The organism is Micromonospora sp. DT201 (genome assembly GCF_049841575.1).
Taxonomy (GTDB): Bacteria; Actinomycetota; Actinomycetes; order Mycobacteriales; family Micromonosporaceae; genus Micromonospora.
Genome location: NZ_JBNCKP010000035.1, coordinates 1 through 25722, shown reverse-complemented (window position 1 = coordinate 25722; position 25722 = coordinate 1). Strand labels below are relative to the sequence as shown.

Genomic DNA, 25722 nt, shown 5'->3' with positions numbered 1-25722 from the left:
GGGTGCCGCCAAATTAACGTGTCGTGAGCTGTCACTCTTGTAAGAAATCAATCGGCCGGCAGCGGCCAGCCGTCCAGCGCATGGCCGGGATGTTCGCGCAGGAACCGCCGCCGGACTTCGACGTACCGGGTCGGCGTGAGCCCGGTGAACGCCCGGAACTCGTGGCCGAAGTGGGCCTGGTCAAAGTAGCCCGCGCCAGCGGCGAGGTCACCCCAGTCGATCGGTCCGGCGGGGTTGATCGCCAACACGGTGGCGGTGAAGCGCCAACTGCGGGCCAGCCGCTTCGGCGTGACGCCGATGAGCTCCTTGAACCGCTGTGCCAGATGAGTGCTGCTGACACCGGCTGCCACCCTCAGGTCGTCGATTGCCACCGCCCCGCTGGTCGCCGCGATGACACTGCTCGTATGGCGCACCAGCCCCAGGCCGGCGGTTTCGCACAGCCGTCGCGTCAGCTCATCCTCGAGCAGCGTCAGCATCTCGCGCGGCCCGTCCGCCGTGGCCAGCCGGTCGCGCAGCCCAGCAATGGCGGGCCGGCCCCAGACCTGCTCTACCGTCACCGGACGGTCACACAGCTCGGCCGCGGGCATCGGCAGGAACGGCGCCAGCCCCCACGGCTTGAAGTGCACGCCGACGGACCGGGTCCGGGATGGGTAGCCGAACTCCCACGCGCGGGTGGGCATGGTGACCACGCAGCCGTCGGCGTACTCGGCCGTCTCGATGTCGGTGCCGGCGCGGATGCGGAACGGCGCCCCGAGGTTGACGATGAGCAACGCCGCCGGACTTGCCGGCAGCGTCAGTCGGGCGTACGGCGGTGCACCCTCCAGGTAGTAGAGGTCGTCGATCAGGCCGTCCAGCGGCGGTCGCGGCACTCTGGACACGTACTCCATGCGCACAGCATCGCCGACGCCCCGAAGGCATCGAGCCGGCGCGCCGATCCCAGCCTCTTCCGGCACCACCTTGGCCAGGCTCAGCAACAACCCGACGCACGAAAGCTCGGGCAGCATCGCTATATGCTTCGCCGGGACCTGATAGTGCATTTCTTCGATGCGGCACGTCATGCGGGCGCCCCGGCGCAGACGGAGGTGAGCTTGGGCGGCAGACGGCTTCGGCGCTTGGTCGCCGAGCACGCGGAGCGGGCCGGGCTCGGACGGGTCGTCCGGCTGCACCGGCAACACCGGAACGCGGAATCCATCGCCGGCTGGCTGATCCTCGCGGCGTTTCCGGCGGTGATCGCGGTAGGCGCGTTCCTTGTCGCCGGCTCGCCGCATTGGCGACCGGTGGTGGTTGGCTACGCGGCCCTCTGGTGGGGGGCTGCCGCCTGGCGGCGCTGGGGGCCGATCCCAGATCCCGACGGGCGACGCTGGTTCGTGGTCACCGAGCGTGGTCTGCTCATCTGGTCGAGGAAGTCGAACACGGCGCTATGGGCCATTCCAGGGCAGGCACTCCGCGCCCAGAACGGCTCATTGGCCTGGCACGAAGACGGGCAGGCACACGAGCTTGTCGTGCCGGCAGTGTCTCGCCGGAAAGCCCTGCTCCAATCGATCCAAGACCAGGCGGTTGGTCCCTCGTGGTCGGTGGGTCGACTCGCCAGCATGGCGTCCGCCGGGATCGCGACGGTGCTCGTCGTCCAGTTCGCGGCCGTGCCGCTCGCGCTCGACATCCTTCGAGGCGAGCGGCCTGGTGACATCGAGGACCTGTTCCGGATCTGCGATGGGGGTCAGGCGTTCAGCGGCGCCCCGCCCTATCGCGGCCCAGGCCCGCACCCGGTGGCCGTGCGCCTCTGGACCTCTCACGACCTTCAGGTCCAGGCCGATCGGCTGACCTCGGACGTCGTGCAGCTCGTCGCCTGCCCGAACCAAATCGGTCGATCGTCGGAGGCGCTCCGCTCGTGCACCTGGAAGGACGGGTCCACCGAGATCGAATACCAGGGCCACTACCGGGTCGAGATCTACGAGGTGCGCACCGGTCGCGAGGTGACGTCGTTCGAGATTTCCGGGAACAGCGATGTCTCGCCCGTCCTGGCCTGCGCGCCCTACCACATGGACCTCGACGAGCGACCCGATCACAGCGTGGTGAAAAGCTATCCCACGGAAGCCGCCCTGGCGGCTCGACTGTCTCCACTGGTCGATGGCGAGGCCCTCGGCTAAGAGGTCGCACGAAATGGTGGGGTTGATCGGCGCGCCTGAACGGGTGCAGGCACAGAACCGGTGATCATGAAGGTGCTTACGCCTCGTGATCACGGGAGGTTCTGTGCCTGCCATCCCAGCATGGCTGATCGAGCCGCTGTGGCCGATGCCACCTGCTCGGCCACCACGATCCGTGACCGTCGTGACGAGTGGATCAGCATCGTGCTGTTCGCCCAGCTCAAACAGATCGCGGTAGACGCCTACGACCGGCTCGTCGGCCTGCTTCTGGATGACATCGCGGTGGACGGCTGCATCACCAAGGCCCCCGGTGGCGGTGAGGTCGCCGGACGGTCCCCGGTCGACCGGGGCAAACAGGGCTAGGCCCCTCCTGCCGATCATGAAGCCAGGTGTCGGCGGGCGACATATCCGGCAGGGATGACAGCGGCTTTGTCTCGGGGGGTTTCGCCGCTATGAGGTGTCGGCCGGTCAGCCGCAGAAGGCCTTGTCCAGGAGCGTGTCGACGGCGTCGTCGAGGTCACTGCGGAAGTCGGGGGTGAGCGCGACCGTGACCTGGTGGTGTGTGTCCTGGGTGGAGAACGACCAGGACTGGTAGGTCAGGGCATCGCCGTCGTGTCCGTATATCCGGGTCCCGCAGGTGGTGTCGCGCCAGGCTAGACCGAGCCCGTAGGTCTTGCCCTGGACAGCTGGTGTCGTCATTTCGTCGAGCAGGTGACCCGGCAGCAGGCGTTCATTGAGCAGTGCGGCGAAGAACCGGTTGAGGTCCGTCGTGGTGGAGATTATCTCGCCCCCAGCGCCCATGACGGTTGGGTTCATCTGCGTGTAGTCGAGGAGGTCGCCGTCCTGCGTTATCGGTACGTAGCCGTGCGGGTGCGGTCCGGGAATTCGGGGCGAGGTCCCTGGCAGCGATGTGCTGTGCATCCGCAGCGGCCGGATGATCCGGCGCTCGATTTCCTCGCCGTACGACCGGCCAGTTACCTGTTCGACGATTTGCCCGAGCAACAGATAGCCGGTGTTCGAGTACGCGAAGGTCGAGCCCGGCGGATCGGAGGTCGGGGGGTTGGCCACGGCTCGCGCAACGAGTTCGTCTGGGGTCCAGGTCCGCCACCGGTTGGTCAGGAACTCCGGGCTAGGTGGCATTGGCAGTGTGCGCAGGTAGTCGTACAGTCCGCTGGTGTGATTGAGCAGGTGGCGCACCGTGATGCGGTGACCGTCTGGGACGGCTCCGGGTAGCCACGCCTCGACCGGGTCGTCGAGGCGCAGCCGACCCTCGGCAACGAGTTGAAGGACGACGGTAGCGGTGAATGTTTTCGTGATGCTGCCCGCCCGGAATCGGCTGTGGACCGGGACTGCCCGAGTCGTGTTCAGTTCGGCGAGACCGCTGGTGCCTCGCCACACGCCATGCTCGTCGCGCACCTCCACCAGCGCGCCTACCGCGCCGGCGGCCACGACGTCGTCCAATCGTCTTTGCAACTCGACCCGATCCGCTTCCTTTGACGCGGCAGTGGCCGCGGTTGGCGCCGCCATCACCGCCAAGGCTGTTGTCGCGGTCACCAGTGCCTGAAGCACTTGCTTCATCCGATCTCCCTGTGTGCAGTTCGTCAATGACTAGTTCGTTGAGGTAGTACGACGAATTCGAAAAGCCCTGTTTCTCCCTTCGACCGTGGTCGGGTTAACCGCTCGCTGCGCATCTTCTTCATGCGGCGTGTGGGAGCGGCCGAACTCTCGGTCGGACCGTGCGGCGGGTGGACCGCCGGCGGGTCAGTTTGATGACGCCCCCGAACGCGAACGACAGCCCGAGGCCAACAGCGAGGCCGAGCAGGGGGTTCTCGACGAACGCTTCGCCGCCCAGGAAGCCCAGCCCTGCGGTGTATACGGCCCAGGCCAGCGCCGCGATCGCCGAGGCAGGGCTGAACCGCGACAGCGGTAACCGGGCCGTGCCGCAGGCCGCGTTCATCGTCACGCGGCCGCCCGGTATGAATCGGGAGGCCACGATCAGTAGGCCGGCTCGGGAAGTGAGTTGTTGGCCGCCTGCGGCGATGGCGTGGTTGATGCGCTTTGAGCGGTTGATCAGCCGGGAGCCGACGACGCTGCGGCTGAGGCCATACGCGAGGTGGTCGCCGATGAAGACGCCCAGGGCGGTGGCCGCTACGACCAGCGACAGGCTCGGCGCGCCAGTGTGGGCGAAGACGCCGGCGGCCAGAACCGCCGCCTCGGACGGGATCATCGGGACCACGCCGTCCAGGCTGCTCAGGCCCGCCAGCAGCGGGTAGAGCAGCGGCGACGTCATCACCGGGCCGACCAGAGTCATCAAGTCCATGCGTTGAAGCGTGGCTGCGGGGCACCGGCTAGAGCGTCGGTCTGCGGTGCCGTTGCGGGTCACCCCCGGGTACGGGGTCGTATACCTCTCCCGTTGGATGCCGCACATGGCTGATTTAGGTACGGTCGCCGCGTGATGGTGCGCTCGGGTTCAGACCAGCAGCATGGCCCGCCGGTGCCCGTGGGTGTAATCCACACGCGTCATCGGCCGGCCCGCTCGTGGCTGCTGTGGTGGCTGGTCACGGGCCTGCTCGCACTTGCGGCGCTTCCCCTCAACGTGGCGCTTGGCGCCGTGAAGTTCGACGTGCCGCCGCTGGTCGCCTTCGTGGCGGGCATCGGGCAGAGCACCGCTCTGATCCTGATCCTGGTCCGACCGAGAGCGGCGACCGAGCTTCAGTTCCTGGCCGTCGCTGTGTTCGCGGTGGCCATCCCGCCCGACTCGCAGTCGACCTGGCCGCTGACGGTGCCGGGCATGTTCACCCTGATCGCGCACATCGGCCTGATCGCCGCCCATACAACGCGGCGGGCGGCGCTCACGACATGGTGGGCGAGCACGCTGCTGCTCACACTGGTGGTGCTGTTCGATCCGCGTGGCCGGTCCCTCACCGACGGGCTGACGATGATGATCCTCTACCCGTCGTTGTCCGCGATCGTGCTCGGTGTCGTGCTGATGTTCCTCCGGTGGAGGGAGATCCGCCGGGAACTCGCCGAGGCGCGGCACGATGTCGAGTTCGAGCAGAGCCAGCGGGCGGTCGCCGAGGAGCGCACCCGAATCGCGCGCGAACTACACGACGTCGTCGCGCACAGCATGTCCGTGATCCACATGCAAGCCACCTCGGCGTCGTACCGAATCAAGACCCTGGACCCAGACACGAAGGACGAGTTCGCGCGGATCGCCGCCGGCGCGCGGTCGGCGATGCGCGAGATGCGGCACGTGCTGGCGGTGCTGCGCGACGAGAGCGCGGACGCCGAGCTGACACCGGTGCCTGACCTGGGCCGGCTGGCGGAACTGGTCGAGTCGGCAGGGCGCGCGGGTGTGCCTGTCGAGGTGCACGACTTCGACGCCCTACGGGCGACCGTACTACCGGAGAGTGTCGCCCTGACCGCCTACCGGATCATCCAGGAATCGCTGAGCAATGTCATTCGGCATGCACCCGGCGCACGCACGACGATATGCCTTGGCCTTGAAGGTGATGATCTTGTTCTGTCCGTCGTGAACGACGCGGCGGCGCAGCCAGCCGAGCCCATGGAGGCGCCCGGGCGGGCCAGTCACGGACTGTCGGGGATGCGCGAGCGGATCCGGCTGGTAGGAGGATCATTGGAGACCGGCCCACGCGACGAAGGTGGCTACCGGATCGCGGCGCGGCTGCCGATCGGAGGCCACGAGTGATCCACACCCTGATCGTGGACGACCAATCGATGATCCGGGTGGGCATCCGCGCGATCCTGGAGTCGCAGGACGACATCACGGTCGTCGGCGAGGCAGAGAACGGCCGGCTCGGCATCGAACGGTGCCGCAGCCTTCGCCCCGATGTCGTCCTGATGGACGTCCGCATGCCGGTGCTGGACGGACTGGCCGCAACGAAGGCCCTGCTCGGGCCGGAACGCACCGAAGGGCACACGCCGCGGGTGCTCATGCTGACAACGTTCGACCTGGACGACTACATCTATGCCGCCCTACGGGCCGGTGCCAGCGGCTTCCTCCTCAAGGACAACGAGCCCGAGGACCTGCTGCGGGCCGTTCGCGTAGTCGCCGGCGGCGAGGCGTTACTGGCACCCACCATCACCCGCCGACTCATCGAAAACTTCGTCAACGCGAGGCCACGGCAGCCGGCCGGCGCCACAGCGCTCAACGGGCTCACCGACCGCGAGCGAGAAGTGCTGCGCATGATGGCACTCGGCATGTCGAACGCCGAAATCGCCGCCTCGCTGTTCATCGCCGAGCAGACCACCAAGACGCACGTGAGCCGAATCCTGCAAAAACTGGGCCTCCGCGACCGCGTCCAAGCCGTAGTCTTCGGCTACGAAACCGGCCTCGTCACCCCCGGCAGCCAAGCCTGACCCGGCCAAGCCCAACGCCACGTCGACGGCTATGCAGTGCTTCGAGGTCGGGCCATCGGCCAAGACGACCTGGGCTTGGCTCCAGTCGCACGACTCCGGGTCGGCGTAGAAAAGGGCACGTGCCAACAATTCGTCCCGGGGGACAGGTATGTCGAACTGATCTTCGAGATCGGTGACGATCGCCCGGTGGGCGATCTGCGTCTCGGCCTGCCGCCCGTCGGAGAGGTTCACGCGGATCCTGGTCGCTTGCACTGGGCATGGCCGCTTGTCCCTGGTCGAGATGTGCAACCGCTCGACGACGGCCGGCTCGTCCTGATGTGCGCCGAGCCGACGACGCAGTTCGACCTCCGGGTCGAGGTTCAGCCACGCTCGGGCGATCTCCAGCGCACCGCGCTTCGCATGCTGCGGCACCTGCTTGCGCCATGACGATCCGCTGTACGCCAACTCTTGCAGGACCTCGCGCACGCTACGAAGTCGGCCGCCCAGGACACCGGATCGGGGCCGTCTTCCCACGGCCGCGCCGGATCAGCTCCGGCGTCGAGCAAGCTGGCGACGACATCCGCGTTGCCAGCGAAGGCCGCCGCACGGAGCAGCCTGCTGCCCTCGTCACCCGCGAGCGCATCCGCCGGGACCGGCCCCAACAGCTTCTCGACTAACTGCGAATCGCCGACCTGCACCGCCGCGAGTAGCTGAGCATCCACGCAGCCATCTTGCCGTAATGGACACCAGCGGCCGATCGAATATCGACCCTGCCCGATCTGCCGGCGGGGGTGGGGCGGGGAGCGTTTGTGCGGTTACTCGGGGTTGCGAGGGGTTACAGCTGAGCGACGACCACCTTGGTGGCCTGGGCGATGAGGGCGTCGTCCGGGGTGGCGTCCTTCTTGTCGCGGCTGGTCAGCACGGCGACGACGATCGGGGCGCGGTCGGGTGGCCAGATCACGGCGATGTCGTTGCGGGTGCCGTACCCTCCGGTTCCGGTCTTGTCCCCGACGACCCAGCCGGCGGGCACCCCGGCGCGGACCAGTGTCGCGCCGGTGGTGTTGCCCTTCAACCAGCCGCGCAGAAGGTCGCGGTCCACGGGATCCAGGGCGTCCCCCACGGTGTACGCCCGGAGGTCGCCCGCCAGAGCCCGCGCGGTGCTGGTGTCCCGCCTGTCGCCGGGCGTCGCCTCGTTGAGCGCGGTCTCGAAGCGGGCGGCGTCGGTGACCGTGTCGCCGATCTCGCGCAGCTTCGTCTCGAAGCCCGCCGGTCCGCCGAGGTGACGCAGCAGCAGGTTGCCGGCCGTGTTGTCGCTGTAGCGCACGGCGGCGTCGGCGATGGCGCGCAGGCTCATGCCTTTCGCGACGTGCTTCTCGGTGATCGGTGAGCGTGCCACCAGGTCCTGCGCCGAGTACCGGACCACACGATCCAGCTCGGCGTCCGTGGTCTCGTCCAGCACCTCGGCAGCGCCCAACGCCTTCCACGTCGAGGCGTACGCGAACCGCTCGTCGGTCCGGTACTCCACCGTGCGGCCAGTGCCCGTGTCGACGGCGTAGATCCCCAGCCGCGCATGGAACATCTGCTCCAGCCGCTGGAACTCCTGATCAGCGGCCGGCGACGGAGCGACCGTCACCTCCGGGCCCGGCGTCGTCTGAGCCTCGGTTGTCTTCTGGGCCTCGGCTGCGTCGCCGGTGCTGCACCCCGCCAACCACACCAAGCTCGACGCCGCCGCCACCACGGTCGCCAGACGTCGGACAGAGACCGCCATCGTCGTTCCTCCTCGTGTGCCGCCGACCCGCACCGTCAAGGATCGTGGCGCGGCAATTGTGCCCCATTCAGTCGTAGCTCGGGTCGGATCTGACCACGTACGAGGCGACCTCGGCGACGACGAAATCCAGAGCGCAATGGGCGCCGCGACGGGCTCTCGCCATCGGCTGGACGGTGAAGTGACGCGCCGGGCCGCTGCACTACGGTTCGGGAGTGACGAGTGCCCCTCGGGAAGCCGAAGCGCGCATCGGTCCGATCGGCGCGCTGCTCAGCCGACTCATGTTCCTGGCGATCTTCCTGCCCGGACCGGTCCTGCTGGCCACCGCGGTCACGCTGGACACACCGCGATCACCCGAGGACTTCTGGGGTCTCCTCGCCGGTGGCGTACTGGCGACGATCGTTGGTGTCGGGTTCGGCGTCTTCGGTTGGCGGCTGGTTGCCCGTTCGCGCCGTGACGCGCGCCGGTTGACCGCCGCTGGCGTCGCCGCGACGGCGGAGATTCTCGCGGTGGCGAACCACCTGGGCGGAGAGGACCCTGGCCTGGAACTCCGCCTGCGCATCAGCGGGCCCGGATTCGCCACGTTCGAGGCAGACACGATCCGCGCGGTCGACCCGGCCCTCGTACCCGGCGCGTTGCTGGCCGTCGTCGTGGACCCCGCCGACCGCCTCTTTGCGATCGTCTAGGTCCACGTCATCCCGCCCGTCTGGGGACGCATGGTAAAAGCTGACTTATAGCTTCCCGCTCATCGGGCAGGTGTGGGTCAAGATGCGAGGCGTTTGCCAAAATGGCTTCCTCGATCCGTGGGGCGTGTTGAGCTTCCGGTCATGGGTGGAGGAACGGGCGTGGGCGTCGTGCGGGGGCAATTGCTTGACGATGTCGCAGACATGGTTCTGACGTTCCCCGCGCCGCAGTGCGTACGGGTGGCCGTTGATGGGGTCGATGGGGTGGGTAAGTCGACGTTCGCCGGAGAGTTGGCCGCGTTGGGTATGCCGGCCGGCGCGTTCTATCTGGGCCTCCTGTGCGTCCTCGCCGCGCTCGGTGGAGTATTGGCGCTTGGACTCATCAGTGACTGGGGAGTGATCTTCCCCCGGTGGGTGCCGTGGCTGCGCGGACCGATCGCGCTGCCACTGGCGGGGTGGTCCTACTACCGCCGCACCCGTCTGCCGCGCTGACAGGACCGCTGCCGGATCCTGTGGGCACCGTCAGGCCACCAGCGAAACTCGCCCGTTGTCCAGGTCGTAGCGGGCGCCCACGACGCGCAACGCGCCCTGGTGCACCTTCTCCGCGATGATCGTGCTGCGCGCGCTGAGCGCCCGCACCTGCGCGGCGATGTTGGCGCGCACCGCGTTCTCCACCGGGTCACCGGGTTGGCTCAGCACCGGCTCGACCACCGGGCGCAGGCTGTCCACGATGGTGCCGATGTGGCCCGGCACGGTGCCGCCGCTGTGGATGGCGTCGATGGTGGCGGTGATCGCACCACAGCGTTCGTGGCCGAGGACGACGATCAGCAGGCTGCCGAACTCCTCGACGGAGAACTCGACGCTGCCCAGTAGCAGGTCGTCGACGATGTTGCCGGCCACCCGGTTGTCGAACAGATCCCCGAGACCCTGGTCGAAGAGCACCTCTGGGGCGACCCGGGAATCCGCGCAGCCGACGGTGACAGCGAACGGGTGCTGGCCGGCGGCGAGCCGGTGCAGGTCGTCCAGACCCTGGTGCGGGTGTCGGCCGTGGCCGGAGGTGAACCGCCGGTTGCCGGCTTGCAGCCGGCGCAGCGCCTCGGCCGGCGTACCGACCGTGTCGTCGGTCGGCTTGGCAGCGGCGGCGGACGGGCTTGCCACGGTCGCACCAAGTGCGACGGCGGCGGCGCTACCGGCGGCCAGCAGTGAACGGCGGGACAGTTGGGCACGTGCCACGAAGATCTCCCGGGGGTTAGGGGGTTGCCTAATTCCTACCAGTCGATGCCGGTCGTTGACCCGTACTGTGATCGTGTGTTTGCCGTTTGGTCACCCACTAGTTGGCGAAGTCGACGCTGGTGAGGGAGACGGCGCGGTACGCGGCGAGGCGTTCGGCTTGTGCGGTGATGGCTTTGCGCGTGGCAACCGGCAACTTGTGCCAGGGCTGAACGGCGACCGTGAACGTCTTACCGGACTTGCGGGGGCGCCAGGTGCCGACCAGCTCACCGTCGACCAGGACGGCGCCGGGGCGACCCAGCACCGGCCACAACTCCTTCGCGTGGGCGGCGTCAGGCAGCAGGGTTGCCCGGTCCTTGGCCTGGAGGAACAGGTCGTACGGGCCGAGGAGGCGGGTCACCTTGGCGTCGGCCGATTCCAGCGCCTGCTCGTCGGCGGCCAACAGCGCGCGCACCTCGCCGCCGACAGTCACCTCGATCACATCGTCGGGCCAGTGCGCCTTCACGTCCTTCAGCGGGGCGTCGAGATAGCCAGCCACCTGTTTTGGAGTGGCCGGGCCGAGCAGGCGAAGGTACGCGCGGATGAGATCGAATCTGTCGCCCGGAGCGGCTGCCCTCGTGAACCCGGTGCTGCGCTGCAAGACCGGAGGCGAGGTGTCGAGCTGCAGCTCCAGTCCGGCTCGCACGGCGGCCAACCGGAACGGCATCTCGTAGATGTGAGTGGCGTTGCACGCCCGGCAGAACCGCAGATACGGCTCGGGCAGCACTGTGGCCAGGCGGCCGGAGACGTCTCCTTTGACCGTTGGCTTGGTGACGATGGCCCGCAGGTGAGCGGCCACCTCGTCGAGGGCGGCGATGTTGTCGATGCCTGCGGCCTTCAACGGCTTGGAGGCGTCGTAGATGCGCTTGCCCGCGTCGGCATCGGAGAAGGGCTCGACCGCGGCGACCACCTTCCCGATGTCGGCACGGCGGTACAGGTGCGGGGCGCCTCGCACGGTCCACAGCAGGACCAGATCCTTGTCGGGCAACGCGGTCACGTCGACCCCGCGTAAGGAAAGCGCCCAGCGGGCACCGTCCGGTCCGGTGTTCTGCACCCCGATGTCCAGGATGGCGGTGTCGGCGAGCCTGCCCTGATCCCGGTCAAGCTGCTGGGCCCGGACGCGGAAGCTCATCACCTGGTGCCGATCGGCCATTCCTGCACCCTAGCCAGCGAAGCCCGGACTCACCGGCGGAGCACGCGGCCGGTAGGGCTAACCCGACAGCAGGGCCGGGGGTGGACCGGCTCGAAGGGCACTCTGGCCCGCCCTAACGTTCGATCGTCGGCCGGCGCTCGGCAGGGAAGACCTGAGCAAGGAGTACGAAGTGTTCACTCGCACGACGCGTACGCTGCTGGCGTCACTGGTGGCCCTGGTCGCCGTCACGGCACTGCCGGGCGCAGCTCAGGCAGCACGGCCCACGGACTATCAGGCGTTCTTTGACGACCTGGTGCCGGCGCAGTTGGCGAAGTATCGGATTCCCGGTGCTGCTGTCGTCGTCGTCGACGGCCAGCACCCACTGTTCGCCCAGGGATACGGCCTGGCCGACGTGGACGCCCGCGTACCGGTGTCGCCGGACAGGACCGGCTTTTTCATTGGCTCGAACGCGAAGCTGTGGACGACGACCGCCGTCATGCAACTGGTGCAGCAGGGCAAGCTCGACCTGAATACGGATGTGAACCACTACCTCACCGTCTTCAAGATTCGTGACACCTACCCCGGCCAGCCGGTGACCCTTGCGCACCTGCTCACCCACACCTCAGGGTTCGTCGACGAGATCGTGGGGGCGGCCGTCCGCGACCCGGCCGACGCGCAACTGCTGGCCGAATACCTGGCGGAGCATCAGCCCGAACGGGTCCGCGGCCCCGGCACCCTCGCCTCGTACGACAACTACGGCTTCACCCTCGCCGGCTACCTGGTGCAGGTCGTCTCGGGGGAGCCATTCGACAAGTACGTGGCCACGCACATCCTGCAACCGCTGGGTATGACCGGCTCCACCGCCAGCCAACCACCCGCCGCCGCCGTCAACGCCACACTCGCTCGCGGCTACCGGCCGCAGGACGACAAGCAGGTACGAGTGCAGGGCCAGTACGGGCCGCTGGTGCCAACCGGCAGCGGTGTGGTCTCCACCGCCACCGACATGGGCCGCTTCCTCAGCGACCAACTCCGTACGAGCACCACTTCGACCAAGCCACACCTGCTCGATCCGGCCGCACTCCGCCAGATGCAGACGCGACAGTTCAGCCACGACCCGCGGCTCCCCGGCATGGCCTTCGGCTGGCAGGAACACCCCCGCGACGGGCAACACATCCTCGACAAGGACGGCGATGTCCCAGGCTTCCACAGCAACGCGGCACTGCTGCCCGAAAAGGGCATCGGCATCTTCGTCGTCTTCAACGGTGACGGCGTGGACGGCTCCGCCTCCTGGGCCAACAAGGAGATCGTCGAGGAGTTCGTGGACACGTTCTTCCCGGGCAGCGCCAATGCGGCGGGTGCCGCCGGCCAGAACCCGGCAGCGGCCGGCAACCTCGACCAGTACGAGGGCGACTACCGGGTGACCCGTACCGCGGAGGATCTCACCAAGGCAGCGGCGCTGATGTCCTCGGTGTCCGTCGAGGCCGGCCCCGACAACACCCTCATCACCCGAGGACCGCTCTCGGCCAACCCGGACAAGGCCACCCAGCACTGGACGCCGATCGGGCCACGGTTGTTCCAGGAACGCGGCGGCCAGGACCAACTGGGCTTCCGCGTCGACGACGACGGGCAGATCACCGCGCTTTTCGATACCACAAACCCGACCATCGCCTACCAACGACTGGCCTGGTGGCAGTCACCCACCCTGCACCAACTGCTCCTGGTCGGCGCGCTGGCGGTACTGCTCCTCACGCTGTTCTACTATCCGATCGCCGCGCTTGTCCGCAGGCTCCGCCGCCGCAGCCCATCGGCCGGCACCCGGTGGAGCATCACCGCACGGCTCGCGGCCTGGGTTACCGCCGCCCTCGCTACGGCGTTCACCGCCGGCCTCGCCGTTCTGTTCTCCGACAGCAACCGGCTACTGGAGACCATCATCCTCGGCAGGTCGCCGCTGGTGATCACGGTCCTGGCGATGTCGACCGCGGCGATGGTCACCGCCGCAGCCGCAATCGTGGGGACGGTGGCGGCATGGCGTCAGGGTTGGTGGACCCTACCCGGACGCCTACACCACACCGCCGTCTCCCTCGCCGCAATCGTCTTCCTCGGCGTCGTAGCGATCTACCACCTCACGCTGGCCTGAGATACCCGACCGCGCCGCACGGTCCGCTACGCCCGTCGCCACGAGTGATCGACAAAGACCTGGTCTGGGGCTTCTCACGCGTAGCCGAAGTTCTGCGTCCACCACGGGCCGCCGTCCAGGTGTAAGCCGACGCCGATAACGGAGAACTCGGGATTGAGTATGTTTGCCCGATGCCCAGGGCTGTTCAGCCAGGCGTGAATCACCTCGTGCGGCCGACTTTGACCCATGGCGACATTCTCTGCGCCGGGCTGGGCGTACCCGTGTGACCGCATCCGGTCGAAGGGCGTACCGCCATCTGGGTCGATGTGGGAGAAGAAGCCGCGCCGCGCCATGTCGGTACTGTGGCTGCGCGCTGCCTGGCGAAGCAGTTCATTGAGCTTCAGTGGGGGCACGCCCGCCTTAGCTCTAACTTGATTCGTCAAGTGCACCACCGTGTTCTCAAGGTGGGTCCGGTAGGTGTCACGGCCAATGCTGACCGCTGGCTGAGCAGACCGAGTGTGAGCGGTTCCGCCGGAGCTGAACAGGTAGTCGTCATCCTCTTCCGCTTCATGAGGCCGCATCTGGTGCGGTGCCGTCGTCATGTTCGCGGCTCCCCGGAACGCCACCGCTGAGCCGTCCCGACGTTTACGGCCCTTGCTCTTCGGCATGTCTCGTACCCTTCGGCATGTCGCTGCTCATGGATCTGCTGCCGATGATGCACTGGGGGTTGGAGTGCCGCTGCCCGCAGGGCTAGCTGCAATCAGGAGCTCCTCCTCGTCTGGGTGTCGGGTTGCCCCCGCCTTCAGCAGCACCTGCAGCGTGGTGAGGGCCGCCAGCCGAGGACGGCGCTCGTATAGGGCACCGCCGCCGTCACAAGGGGTCGTCCTGGTGGCGGGTTCTGCCAAAGCGCGCCGTGGGCGATGAGATGCCGCACCACGTCCGTGTGTTCTCCCGGGAGAGGGCGGTGGCCGATCAGCTGGGTGAAGAGGCTGTGCCGCAGCACACCGCCGGGGCGGCTGTCGTGGACCTGCCCGGGCTCGTCGACCGGCGAGTCGACGTTGTCGGTGCCAATGTCTGCTTGGCCGCTGCGCAGGTGGCCAGCCAGGCGGCGGATGACAGCAAGGCGTCGGTGAGCGCGAGGCAGAGGCGTCGGCTGAGGAGAACCGACGGCCGAGCCGCCGATGAGGCCGCCGCGGCAGCGGCGCAGCGCCGGCAGGACCGCGCGGGCCCCGTACACCTGCCCGAGGAAGTTGCCCCGCAGGACACGGTCGAACTCCTCGTCGGTGATGTCCTCCACCCGTCCCCACACGCTGGATCCGCCCGTAGATGTCCTCGGCCGTCGCGGCGAGCCGCACCGCACCGGACATGCGCGGGGCTGCTACTTCGGCCGGCCGGTGGCGGGCACCGGGACGGCCTGGCCGGGCACGCCGCGGGGGAGCAGGGGAGCCGGGCCCAGCAGGTGCTCCGGCGGCACGTGGATGCGCAGGCTGTTGGACAGGTCGATTAGCTCCTTCTGCGTCACATTCATTCCGAGCACCTCGAAGTTGTAGCCCAGTCCCGTGAGCTGCTCCTGCATGTTCCCCACCGGCACATCCCTGGGAAGTACACCGAGGACCTTTGTGTCCTTCGGGGAGACCCGCACCGGCAGGAACTCCTCACCGACCTGGATCACTGCCGCCTTACCGTCCTCATTGGCCGCCAGCCGCTCGATGTCGCGGCGGACCTGCCCGCCCTGCTCGCTCAGCACGACCTCACGCTCGATGCTGTCCAGGGCCGCGTCGACCTCGTCTGCCCTGGTGGGAAACTTTTCGCCGCGCAGCCGGGCCCGGTTGTTGCGGGCGCGCAGCACGTCACGGGCGTACGCGCGCAGTTCGGCGCGCTCAGCCTGGGACAGGGAACTGATGCCGCCGGAGGCGATCTTCAACTCCCGGGCGGCGTGCTTGCCTGCCTTGGCCTCGAAGATGGCGACGATGATCAACTCACCGTTCTGCCGGTGGGCCAGGATGCCGTCGGTGAGCTGGCGTCCCGACGCATCGCGGATCATGTGGCCCGGGATGAACTCCAGCGTCTGGGGCGCGGGGATGTGGATGCCCAGGGCGCGCGCCCCGGCGGGATCACGCAGCCACGCCGCGATCCGCGCCTCCAGGAACTCCTCCAGCAGCTGCCCCTTCATCAGGTTAATGTTCGGGCCCTTCTCAACGACCCGCATCAGCGCCAGATGGTCCAGCTCGCTGAGCAATGCCGTGCCGCTGACGAGCTTCTTCAGCGAGTCGGCGACGTACGTGGCGATGGACATGCCCCGCGGGCTGCCCCGCTTGACGCCCATCCTCTCCAGCGCGGTGACGGCCCTCGCCGCCAGCACCGAATCGACCTTCTTTCCCGCCACGCTCAGGGTCCGGGCCTCGGAGATGGCGAGGCGCCCAGTGACGTCCTCGCTGACCTTCTCACCCGCAGCCAGGGCGAGGCTCCACCGTGTGCCGCTGCGCCCGTACAGCCGCTCCATCCGCGCCGCGGTGTAGAGCGCCCGACCGCCCTTGACGAACCGGGAGGCGAACGGCAGCAGCACGCCCGCGGCGATGATGCACCGGTCGACCTCGGTCAGCTCGTAGCCGAAGATGTCGTACCCGAAGGTCGCCTCGAAGATCGCAACCGCGGTGCCGACGACCGGGATGAGGGCGATGCCGAACTCGACGACCTCCAGCACCGCCGGACGGTGTTCGACGGGCAGCGGGAAGGAAGTGGTGTCGCTGGGCTGCCGCTGGGCTATCCGCAGCGTGACCAGCAGGTCCTGGCGCTGTGCCAGCATCCGGCTCATACCTTCGGCCGCGGGCAGGGTGAGAAAGTCGTCGTCGCCCTGGTGTGCCATCACCCACGCGGCCAGGGTCGCCGCAATGGCGTCGAGGGCGTCGGGAACAGAAGGCTCGCGAGGCACCGGAGATTCTGGCACCGCCGACGCCCGGTCGCGTTCCTGTACCAGCAGTACGCGCTTGCGGGTGCGATCGACGACCAGGTGCGTGGGCATGGTGGCGCATTCGCGCAGCATCCGCATCAGCGCCAGGTATTCGTTGTTCTTGGCGGCGAAGGCCTCCGGGGCCAGCTCACGGCGGCGCAGCGGGGCTGCCGCCTGCCGCCGTGCGTTGACCTTCCACAGCTCTGGGCCGGAGAGACCGCCCTCCTTGCGATGCTCGTATGCGGCAAGGGAGTCAGGCCGCCGAGCGAGATCCTCGGCCATGATGGCGACCCCGCCGCGCAGCACGGCCAGCTCGAAGGCACTCGCCCTGCCGCCGGTCATGCCGGCCTCGAACTCGACACGAGCCGAGGTCAGCATTCGCCGGTAGGGGCCCAGGTCGATGGCCACCGAGTCAGGCGGGGTAGACGGGGAGTTCGGGGCCTTCCTGCAACCACACCAGTGTGGTCGGCACGGTGAACTCCCACGGGCTGCCCTCGGGCAACGCGCCGGCCAGGTCGTCGGTCTGCGCCCGCACCTCGTCGGCGACCGACTTGTACAGCGGGTCGTCGATGGTTGGCGGCTCGCCGCCGAGCCAGACCCGGTCGGCCAGCCGAGGGCTCCTGCGAGCCAGGAAGTACGCGACCGCCAGGTTGTATGCGGGCGACACCGGGACCACCACCCTGGCCGCGCCTGCCTGCTTGAACTGGGCGAACAACGGGTCGATGTCGGAGCGGTTGCTGGCCTCTGTCCACTTAGTCTTGCGGCCCCAGAAGTACGGATAGAACAGGTAGGTCATCTGCGGCCAGTCGAAGGCCTGTTCGAAGAACTGGATGACCGGGCCCTCTGCCATCGCCTCGTACACGTCGACCTCGGGCAGCTTCGCCGGGGCGTCCGCCGGGTCCGTCATCGCGTCGTAGTCGCCGAAGTGACTGCCGGTCATCATGGTGACACACAGCTTCTTTAGCTCGGTGCGCTCGATCTCCCGATTGGTGGCCGGGTTCCGGCCCTGGATCACCACGGCCCCCTCCTGCGCGCCGGCCTGGGCCACCTTCTGGTCGTACGCCGTCTTCATGGCCAGGTAGGCTGTGCTGATCTTCTCGAAGGTTTTGTTCTGCCAGTCCTGCAGGTGCGCGTGGTTCCGGTAGCAGTTGATGCCGACGTTGACCGAATACGCGTTGATGTCGTACCCGATGCAGCTGACCGCCATGGGCCCTGTCGGGTTGTCGAAGGTCTCCGAGGACTGCGCCCACCCCAGAGTGTGCACTCCGCCCTGCTTGACCGCGGTGCTGACGACGAGTTCGGCGGCGTCATCACCGATTTGGATCGAGAACCGTGGCCCGCCGACCACGTAGATCAGCGACACATTGGCGGTGTAGTAGATCATGGTGTAACCGTCAGGCACGACCAGGTCCTTGAGCATCTTCGATACGGTCTTGCCGTTGTCGATGCCACTCTGCTCGAACGACGTCGCCGCGTACGTCCATTCCAGCGGCGGCGTGGTGATTCCCTGGGCGTTGTAGCGGCCGGCGAGCGTCTGGTAGTTCGACTCGTCGAGGTCAGCGGCGGTCAGCGGCTGGTCCATAGCGTTGACGAGCGGTATCGGCGGCTCAGCGCCCACCACGGTCTTCGGCCGCAGCTGCGAGGCGAGCCAATAGGCCGCCGGCTGCGGCACGATGAACTCCAGCATCAGCCGCCGGCCGTAGTTGTAGACCTGTGCCCGGTAGCGCTTGTCCACCCAGCGGTAGACGCCGGTGATGTGCGCGGCGCCCTGGGCGTTGTCGATGCCGTGGGTATTGGTCTCCTCGACCTCGTGGAAGGTCTTGGTGGTGCGCTCGGTCTTCACCTTCTTCTGAATCTTTGTGACGGAGCGGTCGACCACATCGCGGGCGAAATTCGAGCTGCTTCTGTTCGACTCCTGCTTGGATGTCGCGTAGGCGAAGTCGCCGTGCGCGGTGGTGACGACCGGCCCGAAGGCGGCGGTCACCGTCACTCCGGCCTGCACGCTCATGTCCTCCTTGACGGTCTGGTCCGCCTCCTTCTTCAGCTCGAACCGGTCGGTGGACTGCTGGTCACGCTCGGTCTCGTTCACCTCCTCCGACGACTCGAAGTAAGTGGTCTCGACCCGGTCCAGCACGCGGTGTACCCGCTCGCGGTGCTCGCCCTTGAGCACGTTCTCTATGTGTGCAACTTCTCCCGGGGCGTACCCGAGCAGGGTCTGCTTGACCACCTTCAGGTCGCCGACGCCCAGTGGCCGGATCCGGCCGCTGACATCCACGTCGGGGCTGGTGCCCGGGTCGGGGTCGGCATCGAAGATCCCAAGGAGGTCCAGGCCCGGCGCGATGGTGCCCACGTCGTGCAGATCGAGCGTGCCCGACAGCGCCCGGAACTCTCGCCGCAGCGCCGGGTCGTCACGCAGAGCGTCCACCCTCCGCAGCAGCGTGGTCAGGTGCGTTTGAGCGATCGCGGTCGCCGTCGGCACCGCGGTGGCCTCACCGATCCGTAGACGGGCCGAGACGCTCCGCGCTTCGTCGGGCAGGTTGCCATCGAATATCCGGGCCATGCTCGCCACGCGTCCCAGCGTGATCCGGTTGCGGAACACGTCGCCGTGCTGAGTCGGCTCCTCCGACAGCACCCGCTCGCGGATCGGCGCGGCGTTCGACCGTACGGCGTCCAGCAGTGTGCGGGTCGCCGCGACCTCCCGCAGAAGCGCCCGGACCGGCTCGTCGGACACCTCGGCGTGCCCTGCCACCGAGGCGGAGCCGCGCCAGCGTGTGGTCTCGGGTGCCTCGACGACCGCGAGCTCCGCGGGCACAACCGGGGTGGCGCCCAGCGCGGTCACCGCGTCGGCGGCGGTGGTTGCCGCGTCGGCGCGCCACAGCGCGGCGAAGTGCAGTGCCCGCAGCGCCGCCGTCGGCGTCTCCAGGTCGGGTCCGGCCGCCGGGCCCTGACGATACGCCCGGTACAGCGCGTCCCAAGCCGTCCCGGCCAGCTCGGCGGCGTCGCGGTCGGCCAAGGCGAGCACGTCAGGCAGCTCCGCGTCCGCGTCGCCCAGCGGGTCGCCGCCGGGCTGCGCGCCGAAGCGGTCGGCCAGCGCGCGGGCCGCTTCGGCCAGCCCGGCCAGCCGCAGGTCCGGGTGCCGCGTGGACTCGCCATCATCGTCGCCGGCGAGCGACCCGCCGCCGGGGGCTCTGCGCTGGTCGGTGATCAAGCCGAGGGCCGCCTCACGTTGCCCGACCAATTGCGGCGGACGTACAGCGACGAACTTGAAGGCATCGACGGTCTGACTGTCTGGCATAGGTCCGTTGTAGGGCGTCGCGACGCGTGCGCACAGTGTGTGTCGGATAGTGGCCTCGCCGAGCCGACAACGGGCGAGGTCACCAGCGACGTGGACAGCACTGCCGCCACTGCTGGTTCGCTGCGCCGAACCAGTCCCACTTGGTCACCCGGGCGCCGTCGGCGGTGGAGACGTCACTGACGTCGACCACCTTGTCGGTGGGGTCCGCTGGTTGCGGAAGTGGCCGCCGCCCGAGTCGATGAAGCGCCACCGGTGGTGGGCGGTCCCGGTCGGAGGCCACTGGGTGAGCTGCGCGCCGTTGGCCGAGGACATGTCCTGGATGGCGACCACCTTGTCGGTGCGGGTGACCTGGAGGCTGTGCCCGTCGGGGATCGGCCGCCAGTTGTGGTCGGACGCCTGGTCGACCTGGCCCGCATCGCCGGGGCGCGGTGGGCGATCGAGGAGTGCTTCCAGCAGGCCAAGAACGAAGCCGGCCTCGACGAATACCAGGTCCGCGACTGGCGAGCCTGGTACGCCCACATCACCCTGTCCATGGCCGCTGAACCGACGCGGGCGGGCGGTTCAGTCGCTAGCGGCCGGTCAGCAGCTCGGCGGGCCAACCTTGCCGTATGCACAGGGGAATGCCTGGGTAGGAGGCGGTCAGCCGCGCCTTGTCGCGCTGTGGCTCGGCCACTTCGAGGGCGACGCACGTGCCGATCTCCACGGAGGAGCCGTGCACGGTGACACCACGGCTCTGCCAGTAGGCGACGTCCGCGCGGACCCGTGCGATCCATGCGTCGAGGGTCCGCGCGGAGTGCAGGGCGTCGACGAATCGCAGCTTCACGCCCGGCGTCACTGACCGGATCGCGTCCTCGAAGCCGGGCGTCGGTACGCGGTGCACCAGCAGCGTGTCGCCGGGTACGTCGAGGCTCACCCCGGCGTACGCCCGCGGCCAGTGGGCAGTGGCGACACTCTCGGCCTTTTCCGCGGCGCTCATCAGCGCATCTTGTCCCGGCCAGTACGACTGCTGCGGTGCCGGTGTCGTCGACGTGGACGGCGGCTGTGGTTCGGTCGGCCCGGTCGGCCCGGTCGGCCCGGTCGGCGCGGTCGGCCCGGTGGGCGCGGCCGCACACGCGGCGAGCAGGGCCAACAGCAACAGGGCCAGCAGTACGGTGAAGCGTCGCGGCATATCGGACTCCCGTGCGCGCAGGTGCCACGATTCGGGCACTACGGGACTAACGATCCGGGCTGGGATTCCGTGCCAACTCGGGGTGCGGCCCGCTTGACCTTGACACAGTGACAAGGTCTTCAGTGGGGCGATGAGGTGGTTCCGATGACCGAGCCGAGAAACGGCACGAACACGACGCAGGCTGTCCAAGGGCTGGAGAACGTTGACTCGTCGGTGCGGCTGCGCGCAGCGCTGGCAGTCGGCACGACCCCTGACCCACTGTTCATCGACAAGCTCATCGAGCGATGCGCGATCGAGCCGGAATTCTATGTGCGCGAAATGCTCACCTGGGCTCTCACCCGTCATCCATCGTCTATGACGGTCCCACAGCTCATCGACGAACTCCGTTCGGAGCGTACGCAGGCACGAAGCCAGGCGTTGCATACGCTGTCCAAGATCGGGGACCGGCAGGCGTGGCCGGCGATGACAAGGGCGCTTCTGACCGACCCCGACGACGAGGTGGCGCGCAGCGCATGGCGAGCGGCAGTCGTGCTCGTGCCCGAAGGTGCGGAGCCCACCCTGGCCGGAGTGTTGTCGACACAGTTCGGGCGCGGCAGTCGTGAGACGCAGCTGAGCCTCAGCCGGGCGCTGATCGCGCTCGGCGAGGTGATCATGCCGACCCTGCGCGCCGCGATGACGGATCTCGACCCGCACGTGCGCGCGCACGCGATCGCCACGGAACGGCTGCTGGGTGACCCGGACGCCGGCTTCGAGTTCGCGATCGAGGAGGCGAAACGCGTCGTGGCGCTCGGCAGGACCGGTGTGCAGGGGTGATGGGCAGTGTTGATCGGTGAGGTGGCACGACGGTCCGGGGTCAGTGCCCGCATGCTCCGGCATTACGACTCGCTCGGCCTGGTGCGGCCAAGTGGTCGCAGCGGTGCCGGCTATCGAGAGTATTCCAGCGAGGACATCCGGCTGATCTTCCAGGTCGAGAGCTTGCGGTCACTGGGGCTGTCGCTGCGTGATGTCCGGCGCGCGCTCGATGATCCCGGCTTCACACCCTCGGGGCTCGTCGATGACCTCATCAGCCAGACGCGAAGACGGATTGCGAGCGAGATGGAGTTGCTCACGCGACTCCGTCGGATCGGTGCGGCGGAACCCGCCGACTGGGAGGACGTCCTCCAGATCGTCGCACTCCTACAGGCATTGGGATCGGAGAGCGCGGGAAGACGCCAGCTGGCGGCCCTGTCCTCGGTCGAAGAGGGCCCGGTGCCGGTGGAGGCGTTGGTCGAGGCGGCGCTGAGCGAGACCGACCCGAACGTCGCCGGGGCCCTTCGCTGGGCTCTGGCGCAAGCGGGCGACGGCGGCGTGGCGCTGCTGGGGGAGGGCCTCGGCTCACCAGAGGCCGAGGTGCGGGAACGTGCCGTCAAGGCCATCGCCGAGATCCCGCACGCGAGCTCGACCGCTCTGTTGCAGGACGCCCTCGCGAACCCCGACTTCGTGGTCCGCAGGTACGCGGCCCTGACGCTCGGGTCACGCGGAGTGGCCGACGCGGTCCCGACGCTTGTCGAGATGGTCGTCGAGGGGGCGAATGATGTCGATGCAGCGGATGCGTTGAGTGCGTTGGCGGGTGATCCCGCGTTGGCGGATCAGATCGCGACAAGGCTCGTCGACACCCTCGTCCACGGCCCGGTCGAATCGTCCGTCCGCCGACGGCTGGCACAGGCGCTGGCGGACATCCCGGGAAGCAGAGCCGCGCGTGCCCTGGTCGACCTGTCGGACGACGACGACCGTGCCGTTGCGCTCACGGCGACCTACATCCTCCAGCTACGTGCAGACCCTCCCCCCTGAACGGGGCGGGCGACCGGCAATATTCCGCTGTCGGGGCGGCGCGCGTACCGCGCAGAATGCTCACCGTGGCGAAGGAGCACGTGCTGGCGAAGGTAGAGGCCGACCTGCGGCGTGGGCATGTCCACCCCGCGATGCAGCGGTTGGCGAGCCTGAACGCTGCGTACCCCGATGACCTGGGGCTGCGGACCCGGCGTGCCGCGTTGTACCGGCAGGTGTGCAACGTGGCCGAGGCCGGGCGGTGGGGATTTCTCAGCGAGGAAGCCAGCGCGGAGGAAGCCGCCGCGTTCGAGCGGTCCTACCCGGGCGCCTGGCAGCGCCTGCTCGTGCTGAAGGTGACCGTCGACCCCAGCGACCGGCTCGGGCCACTGGCGGGCGCGCGGCTCCGCCGGCTGGTCGAGCAGGCCGAGCGGGAAGGCCCCGCCCCGGTCGCCTGGACCGAGGGCGGCCCCCGCCCCGGGGAGCCCAGCTCGTGGCGCGACGGGCTCGGCTGCCTGGTGGCGGCGGTGGTCGGGCTGACTGCGGTGGCGTTGGCCGTCGTCGGCCTGGTCACCGTGATCCGTTGGGCGCGATAAGCGCATCGGACCTTTCGCAGCGAACCGGGCGCATGGGGTGGGCGTACCGCATAGCGTCACGGTGGCGGCCGCGCTGCTTCGCCGCCGGTCACGCCCACCCGAAGGGACCGGACATGGACCATGTCGACAGTGTGCTCCTGCCGGAGTTGGACGGGCCGGTGCCGGCGACCCTGCCGAGCACGCTGGGCCTGCTGAGCCTGGCTTTGGGCATCGGCGCCCTGGTCGCGCCCGGACCCCTCGCCCGACTGACCGGGGTGGATGACTCCGCAGCCGCGCGCATGGTGATCCCGGCCCTCGGCGTACGGGAGTTGGGCAGCGCAGCCGGCCTGTTCAGCGGCCGTCGCCCGGCCGGCTGGGCGTGGAGCCGGGTGGCCGGCGACGCCATGGACCTGACCCTGCTCGGCCGGGCCTTCGCAAACCACGGCGGGGAACGGCGCCACCGGCTGACACTGACCACCGCCGCGATCGCCGGGTTCACCGCCATCGACGTGCTCGCCGCCGTCCGGATCGGGCGGGCCCAACGGGCCCGGGCGCGGATGATCCGGATGGACGTCGGGGTGACCGTGAACAGGTCACCCGCCGAGGCGTACCGGTTCTGGCGGGACGTGGAGAACCTGCCCCGGTTCATGGCGCACCTGGAGTCGGTACGCGCCGATGACCTGCGCCGCTCGCACTGGATCGCCCGCGCCCCGGCCGGGCACCGCGTCGAGTGGGACGCCGAGATCATCGACGATCAGCCGAACAAGGCGATCACCTGGCGGTCGCTGCCGGGGACCCGGGTGCCCAACGCCGGGCGCGTCCGGTTCGTGCCAGCCCCCGGCGACCGGGGCACCGAGGTCCGGGTGGAGCTGCGGTACGCGCCGCCGGCCGGCGCGCTCGGCCGGGCGGTGGCGAAGCTCTTCGGCGAGGAACCCGAGCAGCAGGTCCGTGACGACCTGCGCCGCTTCAAGCAGGTGCTGGAGACCGGTGAGGTGGTCCGGTCCGAGGGCAGCCCGAACGGCATCTCGGTACGTCAACAGGCCATGCAGCGTCCCGCCCAGCCGCTGCCGGCGTCCCGACGCTGACCGCCCGCGCTTTCCGAAAGGGACCGAGAATGAAGGCCACCGCCTGGATGGGCACCGACAGCGTCAAGGTGATCGACGTACCCGACCCGAAGATCATGAACGCGCGGGACGCGATCGTCCGGATCAGCACGACCGCGATCTGCGGCTCCGACCTGCACCTCTACCACGGCTACATCCCCGCGATGCGCAAGGGCGACATCCTCGGCCACGAGTTCATGGGTGAGGTGGTGGAGGTGGGCCCGCAGGTGCGCAACCTCAAGCCCGGTGACCGGGTGGTGGTGCCCTTCCCGATCGCCTGCGGGCACTGCTCGTCCTGCCAGCGCGGCCTCTACTCGGTCTGCGAGAACTCCAACCCCAACGCCGGCATCGCCGAGAAGATCATGGGCCATTCGCCGGCCGGCATCTACGGCTACTCCCACCTGCTCGGCGGGTACGCGGGTGGTCAGGCCGAGTACGCCCGGGTGCCGTTCGCCGACGTCGGCCCGGTCAAGGTGCCCGACGAGGTCCGCGACGACCAGGCGGTCATGCTCGCTGATGTGTTCCCGACTGGCTACATGGGCGCCGAGATGTGCGACATCAAACCCGGGCAGGTGATCGCCGTCTGGGGCGCCGGTCCGGTCGGGCTGTTCGCCGCGGCCAGCGCCCGGCTGCTCGGCGCGGAGCGGGTGATCGTCATCGACCGGTTCCCGTACCGGCTGCGGCTGGCCGAGGAGCACCTCGGTGCGGAGACGATCAACTATGACCAGGCTGACGTGCTGGACACGCTCAACGAGATGACCGCCGGGCGGGGGCCCGACGCGTGCATCGACGCGGTCGGCCTGGAGGGCCACCACGGCAACGCCGCCATGTACGCGTACGACCGGGCCAAACAGGCCGCCCGGGTCGAGACGGAACGGCCGTTCGCGCTGCGCCAGGCGATCCTCGCCTGCCGTTCGGGAGGGGTGATCTCGGTCGTCGGCGCGTACGGCGGTTTCGTCGACAAGTTCCCGATGGGTGCCTTCATGAACCGGTCGCTGATCATGCGGACCGGGCAGTGTCACGTCCAGCGCTACACCCGGCCGCTGCTGGAACGGATCCAGCGCGGCGAGATCGACCCCAGCTTCGTCGTCAGCCACCGAATGCCGCTGCGTGACGCCCCGAAGGGCTACAAGATCTTCCAGAAGAAGCAAGACGACTGTACGAAGGTGCTGCTCACCGTCTGAGCGCGCCGACCAGCCAGCATTCGGTCAGCGCCTCCCACCTGTCGGGACAGTAACGATGATCGACTCCGGATCGGCGACATTGGGCTATCCGGTCGGGGCGGTTTCAAGCGGCGGTTGCAACCAGGTGTTTGTGGAGTACTTCGGCCGGATTATGCCAGTCGAGGGTTTTTCGT

General features: G+C 68.7%; 24 protein-coding genes and 2 pseudogenes. 14 read left to right on the top strand and 12 right to left on the bottom strand.

Annotated elements, in window-relative coordinates; all coding sequences use genetic code 11:
• Window positions 1–47 precede the first annotated feature (47 nt).
• On the bottom strand, window positions 48–1268 hold the full coding sequence (locus ACLQ28_RS32825; RefSeq protein ID WP_425690139.1) for a helix-turn-helix domain-containing protein: 1221 nt from the start codon (window positions 1266–1268) through the stop codon (window positions 48–50).
• Between the two features lie 324 nt (window positions 1269–1592).
• On the opposite strand from ACLQ28_RS32825, the gene ACLQ28_RS32820 reads away from it, so the two are divergent.
• Both ACLQ28_RS32820 and ACLQ28_RS32815 read left to right on the top strand, forming a co-directional pair.
• Window positions 1593–2147 carry a hypothetical protein gene (locus tag ACLQ28_RS32820; RefSeq protein WP_425690138.1) on the top strand — a complete coding sequence of 185 codons (555 nt, stop codon included), beginning with the start codon at window positions 1593–1595 and terminating at the stop codon, window positions 2145–2147.
• Between the two features lie 138 nt (window positions 2148–2285).
• Window positions 2286–2504: pseudogene (locus ACLQ28_RS32815) on the top strand (IS5/IS1182 family transposase); the annotation flags it as partial.
• Window positions 2505–2612: 108 nt separating this feature from the next.
• On the opposite strand, the gene ACLQ28_RS32810 reads toward ACLQ28_RS32815, so the two are convergent.
• Together ACLQ28_RS32810 and ACLQ28_RS32805 are read right to left on the bottom strand one after the other, a co-directional pair.
• Window positions 2613–3722 carry a serine hydrolase domain-containing protein gene (locus tag ACLQ28_RS32810; protein ID WP_425690137.1) on the bottom strand — a complete coding sequence of 370 codons (1110 nt, stop codon included), beginning with the start codon at window positions 3720–3722 and terminating at the stop codon, window positions 2613–2615.
• A 118-nt stretch (window positions 3723–3840) separates the two neighbouring features.
• The gene (locus ACLQ28_RS32805; RefSeq protein ID WP_425690136.1) at window positions 3841–4464 is read right to left on the bottom strand and encodes a DedA family protein; all 624 of its coding nucleotides are present in this window, start codon (window positions 4462–4464) and stop codon (window positions 3841–3843) included.
• 174 nt (window positions 4465–4638) lie between these two features.
• Between ACLQ28_RS32805 and ACLQ28_RS32800 the strand changes: the two genes are divergently transcribed.
• From ACLQ28_RS32800 to ACLQ28_RS32790, 3 genes are all read left to right on the top strand, one after another.
• Entirely contained in the window at window positions 4639–5853 is a 1215-nt protein-coding gene (locus ACLQ28_RS32800) for a sensor histidine kinase (RefSeq protein WP_425690135.1), read from the top strand.
• Window positions 5850–6524 carry a response regulator gene (locus ACLQ28_RS32795; RefSeq protein WP_425690134.1) on the top strand — a complete coding sequence of 225 codons (675 nt, stop codon included), beginning with the start codon at window positions 5850–5852 and terminating at the stop codon, window positions 6522–6524. Before ACLQ28_RS32800 ends, ACLQ28_RS32795 begins: the two co-directional genes overlap by 4 nt.
• A 186-nt stretch (window positions 6525–6710) precedes the next feature.
• Window positions 6711–6950, top strand: a complete 240-nt coding sequence (locus tag ACLQ28_RS32790) for a hypothetical protein (protein WP_425690133.1) — start codon at window positions 6711–6713, stop codon at window positions 6948–6950.
• Window positions 6951–7338: 388 nt separating this feature from the next.
• On the opposite strand, the gene bla is transcribed toward ACLQ28_RS32790, so the two are convergent.
• Window positions 7339–8271: a class A beta-lactamase gene (gene bla / locus ACLQ28_RS32785; protein ID WP_425690132.1), complete on the bottom strand. Its 933-nt coding sequence runs from the start codon at window positions 8269–8271 to the stop codon at window positions 7339–7341.
• Between the two features lie 212 nt (window positions 8272–8483).
• Here bla and ACLQ28_RS32780 point away from each other — a divergent pair, with 212 nt between their 5' ends.
• Together ACLQ28_RS32780 and ACLQ28_RS32775 are read left to right on the top strand one after the other, a co-directional pair.
• A complete protein-coding gene (locus ACLQ28_RS32780) occupies window positions 8484–8954 on the top strand; it encodes a hypothetical protein (protein WP_425690131.1) in 471 nt (156 codons plus the stop codon).
• Between the two features lie 201 nt (window positions 8955–9155).
• Window positions 9156–9443: a hypothetical protein gene (locus tag ACLQ28_RS32775; protein WP_425690130.1), complete on the top strand. Its 288-nt coding sequence runs from the start codon at window positions 9156–9158 to the stop codon at window positions 9441–9443.
• Window positions 9444–9473: 30 nt separating this feature from the next.
• Here the strand turns inward: ACLQ28_RS32775 and ACLQ28_RS32770 are convergent, their stop codons facing one another.
• A complete protein-coding gene (locus ACLQ28_RS32770) occupies window positions 9474–10184 on the bottom strand; it encodes a carbonic anhydrase (protein WP_425690129.1) in 711 nt (236 codons plus the stop codon).
• A 97-nt stretch (window positions 10185–10281) separates the two neighbouring features.
• Window positions 10282–11373 carry a winged helix DNA-binding domain-containing protein gene (locus tag ACLQ28_RS32765; protein ID WP_425690128.1) on the bottom strand — a complete coding sequence of 364 codons (1092 nt, stop codon included), beginning with the start codon at window positions 11371–11373 and terminating at the stop codon, window positions 10282–10284.
• Window positions 11374–11542: 169 nt separating this feature from the next.
• Between ACLQ28_RS32765 and ACLQ28_RS32760 the strand changes: the two genes are divergently transcribed.
• On the top strand, window positions 11543–13489 hold the full coding sequence (locus ACLQ28_RS32760) for a serine hydrolase domain-containing protein (protein WP_425690127.1): 1947 nt from the start codon (window positions 11543–11545) through the stop codon (window positions 13487–13489).
• 74 nt (window positions 13490–13563) lie between these two features.
• Here the strand turns inward: ACLQ28_RS32760 and ACLQ28_RS32755 are convergent, their stop codons facing one another.
• From ACLQ28_RS32755 to ACLQ28_RS32735, 5 genes are all read right to left on the bottom strand, one after another.
• On the bottom strand, window positions 13564–14136 hold the full coding sequence (locus ACLQ28_RS32755; RefSeq protein WP_425690126.1) for a CAP domain-containing protein: 573 nt from the start codon (window positions 14134–14136) through the stop codon (window positions 13564–13566).
• Window positions 14137–14270: 134 nt separating this feature from the next.
• A complete protein-coding gene (locus ACLQ28_RS32750; RefSeq protein WP_425690125.1) occupies window positions 14271–14777 on the bottom strand; it encodes a hypothetical protein in 507 nt (168 codons plus the stop codon).
• Window positions 14778–14846: 69 nt separating this feature from the next.
• Window positions 14847–16826 carry a pre-toxin TG domain-containing protein gene (locus ACLQ28_RS32745; RefSeq protein ID WP_425690124.1) on the bottom strand — a complete coding sequence of 660 codons (1980 nt, stop codon included), beginning with the start codon at window positions 16824–16826 and terminating at the stop codon, window positions 14847–14849.
• A gap of 4 nt (window positions 16827–16830) precedes the next feature.
• The gene (locus tag ACLQ28_RS32740) at window positions 16831–19713 is read right to left on the bottom strand and encodes a hypothetical protein (protein ID WP_425690123.1); all 2883 of its coding nucleotides are present in this window, start codon (window positions 19711–19713) and stop codon (window positions 16831–16833) included.
• 144 nt (window positions 19714–19857) lie between these two features.
• Entirely contained in the window at window positions 19858–20025 is a 168-nt protein-coding gene (locus ACLQ28_RS32735) for an RICIN domain-containing protein (RefSeq protein WP_425690122.1), read from the bottom strand.
• Between the two features lie 84 nt (window positions 20026–20109).
• Here ACLQ28_RS32735 and ACLQ28_RS32730 point away from each other — a divergent pair.
• Window positions 20110–20271: pseudogene (locus ACLQ28_RS32730) on the top strand (IS701 family transposase); the annotation flags it as partial.
• A gap of 10 nt (window positions 20272–20281) precedes the next feature.
• Here the strand turns inward: ACLQ28_RS32730 and ACLQ28_RS32725 are convergent.
• Window positions 20282–20881, bottom strand: coding sequence for a hypothetical protein (locus ACLQ28_RS32725; protein ID WP_425690121.1), 600 nt, complete (start codon window positions 20879–20881; stop codon window positions 20282–20284).
• A 144-nt stretch (window positions 20882–21025) separates the two neighbouring features.
• Between ACLQ28_RS32725 and ACLQ28_RS32720 the strand changes: the two genes are divergently transcribed.
• From ACLQ28_RS32720 to ACLQ28_RS32700, 5 genes are all read left to right on the top strand, one after another.
• Entirely contained in the window at window positions 21026–21694 is a 669-nt protein-coding gene (locus ACLQ28_RS32720) for a HEAT repeat domain-containing protein (RefSeq protein WP_425690120.1), read from the top strand.
• Between the two features lie 6 nt (window positions 21695–21700).
• Entirely contained in the window at window positions 21701–22711 is a 1011-nt protein-coding gene (locus ACLQ28_RS32715; RefSeq protein WP_425690119.1) for a HEAT repeat domain-containing protein, read from the top strand.
• A 65-nt stretch (window positions 22712–22776) separates the two neighbouring features.
• Window positions 22777–23283 (top strand): DUF6584 family protein, encoded by a 507-nt coding sequence (locus ACLQ28_RS32710; protein ID WP_425690118.1) that lies wholly within the window; start codon window positions 22777–22779, stop codon window positions 23281–23283.
• A gap of 113 nt (window positions 23284–23396) precedes the next feature.
• A complete protein-coding gene (locus tag ACLQ28_RS32705; RefSeq protein WP_425690117.1) occupies window positions 23397–24347 on the top strand; it encodes an SRPBCC family protein in 951 nt (316 codons plus the stop codon).
• A gap of 29 nt (window positions 24348–24376) precedes the next feature.
• On the top strand, window positions 24377–25549 hold the full coding sequence (locus ACLQ28_RS32700) for a zinc-dependent alcohol dehydrogenase (protein WP_425690116.1): 1173 nt from the start codon (window positions 24377–24379) through the stop codon (window positions 25547–25549).
• Window positions 25550–25722: the final 173 nt, after the last annotated feature.

What these genes read in the sequence shown, in the direction of transcription:
- ACLQ28_RS32825 (WP_425690139.1), bottom strand. Translation starts at nt 1,268, where the DNA reads ATGCGGCGAGCCGGCGACAAGGAACGCGCCTACCGCGATCACCGCCGG.
- ACLQ28_RS32820 (WP_425690138.1), top strand. Translation starts at nt 1,593, where the DNA reads ATGGCGTCCGCCGGGATCGCGACGGTGCTCGTCGTCCAGTTCGCGGCC.
- ACLQ28_RS32810 (WP_425690137.1), bottom strand. Translation starts at nt 3,722, where the DNA reads ATGAAGCAAGTGCTTCAGGCACTGGTGACCGCGACAACAGCCTTGGCG.
- ACLQ28_RS32805 (WP_425690136.1), bottom strand. Translation starts at nt 4,464, where the DNA reads ATGGACTTGATGACTCTGGTCGGCCCGGTGATGACGTCGCCGCTGCTC.
- bla (WP_425690132.1), bottom strand. Translation starts at nt 8,271, where the DNA reads ATGGCGGTCTCTGTCCGACGTCTGGCGACCGTGGTGGCGGCGGCGTCG.
- ACLQ28_RS32775 (WP_425690130.1), top strand. Translation starts at nt 9,156, where the DNA reads ATGGTTCTGACGTTCCCCGCGCCGCAGTGCGTACGGGTGGCCGTTGAT.
- ACLQ28_RS32765 (WP_425690128.1), bottom strand. Translation starts at nt 11,373, where the DNA reads ATGGCCGATCGGCACCAGGTGATGAGCTTCCGCGTCCGGGCCCAGCAG.
- ACLQ28_RS32755 (WP_425690126.1), bottom strand. Translation starts at nt 14,136, where the DNA reads ATGCCGAAGAGCAAGGGCCGTAAACGTCGGGACGGCTCAGCGGTGGCG.
- ACLQ28_RS32740 (WP_425690123.1), bottom strand. Translation starts at nt 19,713, where the DNA reads ATGCCAGACAGTCAGACCGTCGATGCCTTCAAGTTCGTCGCTGTACGT.
- ACLQ28_RS32735 (WP_425690122.1), bottom strand. Translation starts at nt 20,025, where the DNA reads ATGTCCTCGGCCAACGGCGCGCAGCTCACCCAGTGGCCTCCGACCGGG.
- ACLQ28_RS32725 (WP_425690121.1), bottom strand. Translation starts at nt 20,881, where the DNA reads ATGCCGCGACGCTTCACCGTACTGCTGGCCCTGTTGCTGTTGGCCCTG.
- ACLQ28_RS32720 (WP_425690120.1), top strand. Translation starts at nt 21,026, where the DNA reads ATGACCGAGCCGAGAAACGGCACGAACACGACGCAGGCTGTCCAAGGG.
- ACLQ28_RS32705 (WP_425690117.1), top strand. Translation starts at nt 23,397, where the DNA reads ATGGACCATGTCGACAGTGTGCTCCTGCCGGAGTTGGACGGGCCGGTG.
- ACLQ28_RS32700 (WP_425690116.1), top strand. Translation starts at nt 24,377, where the DNA reads ATGAAGGCCACCGCCTGGATGGGCACCGACAGCGTCAAGGTGATCGAC.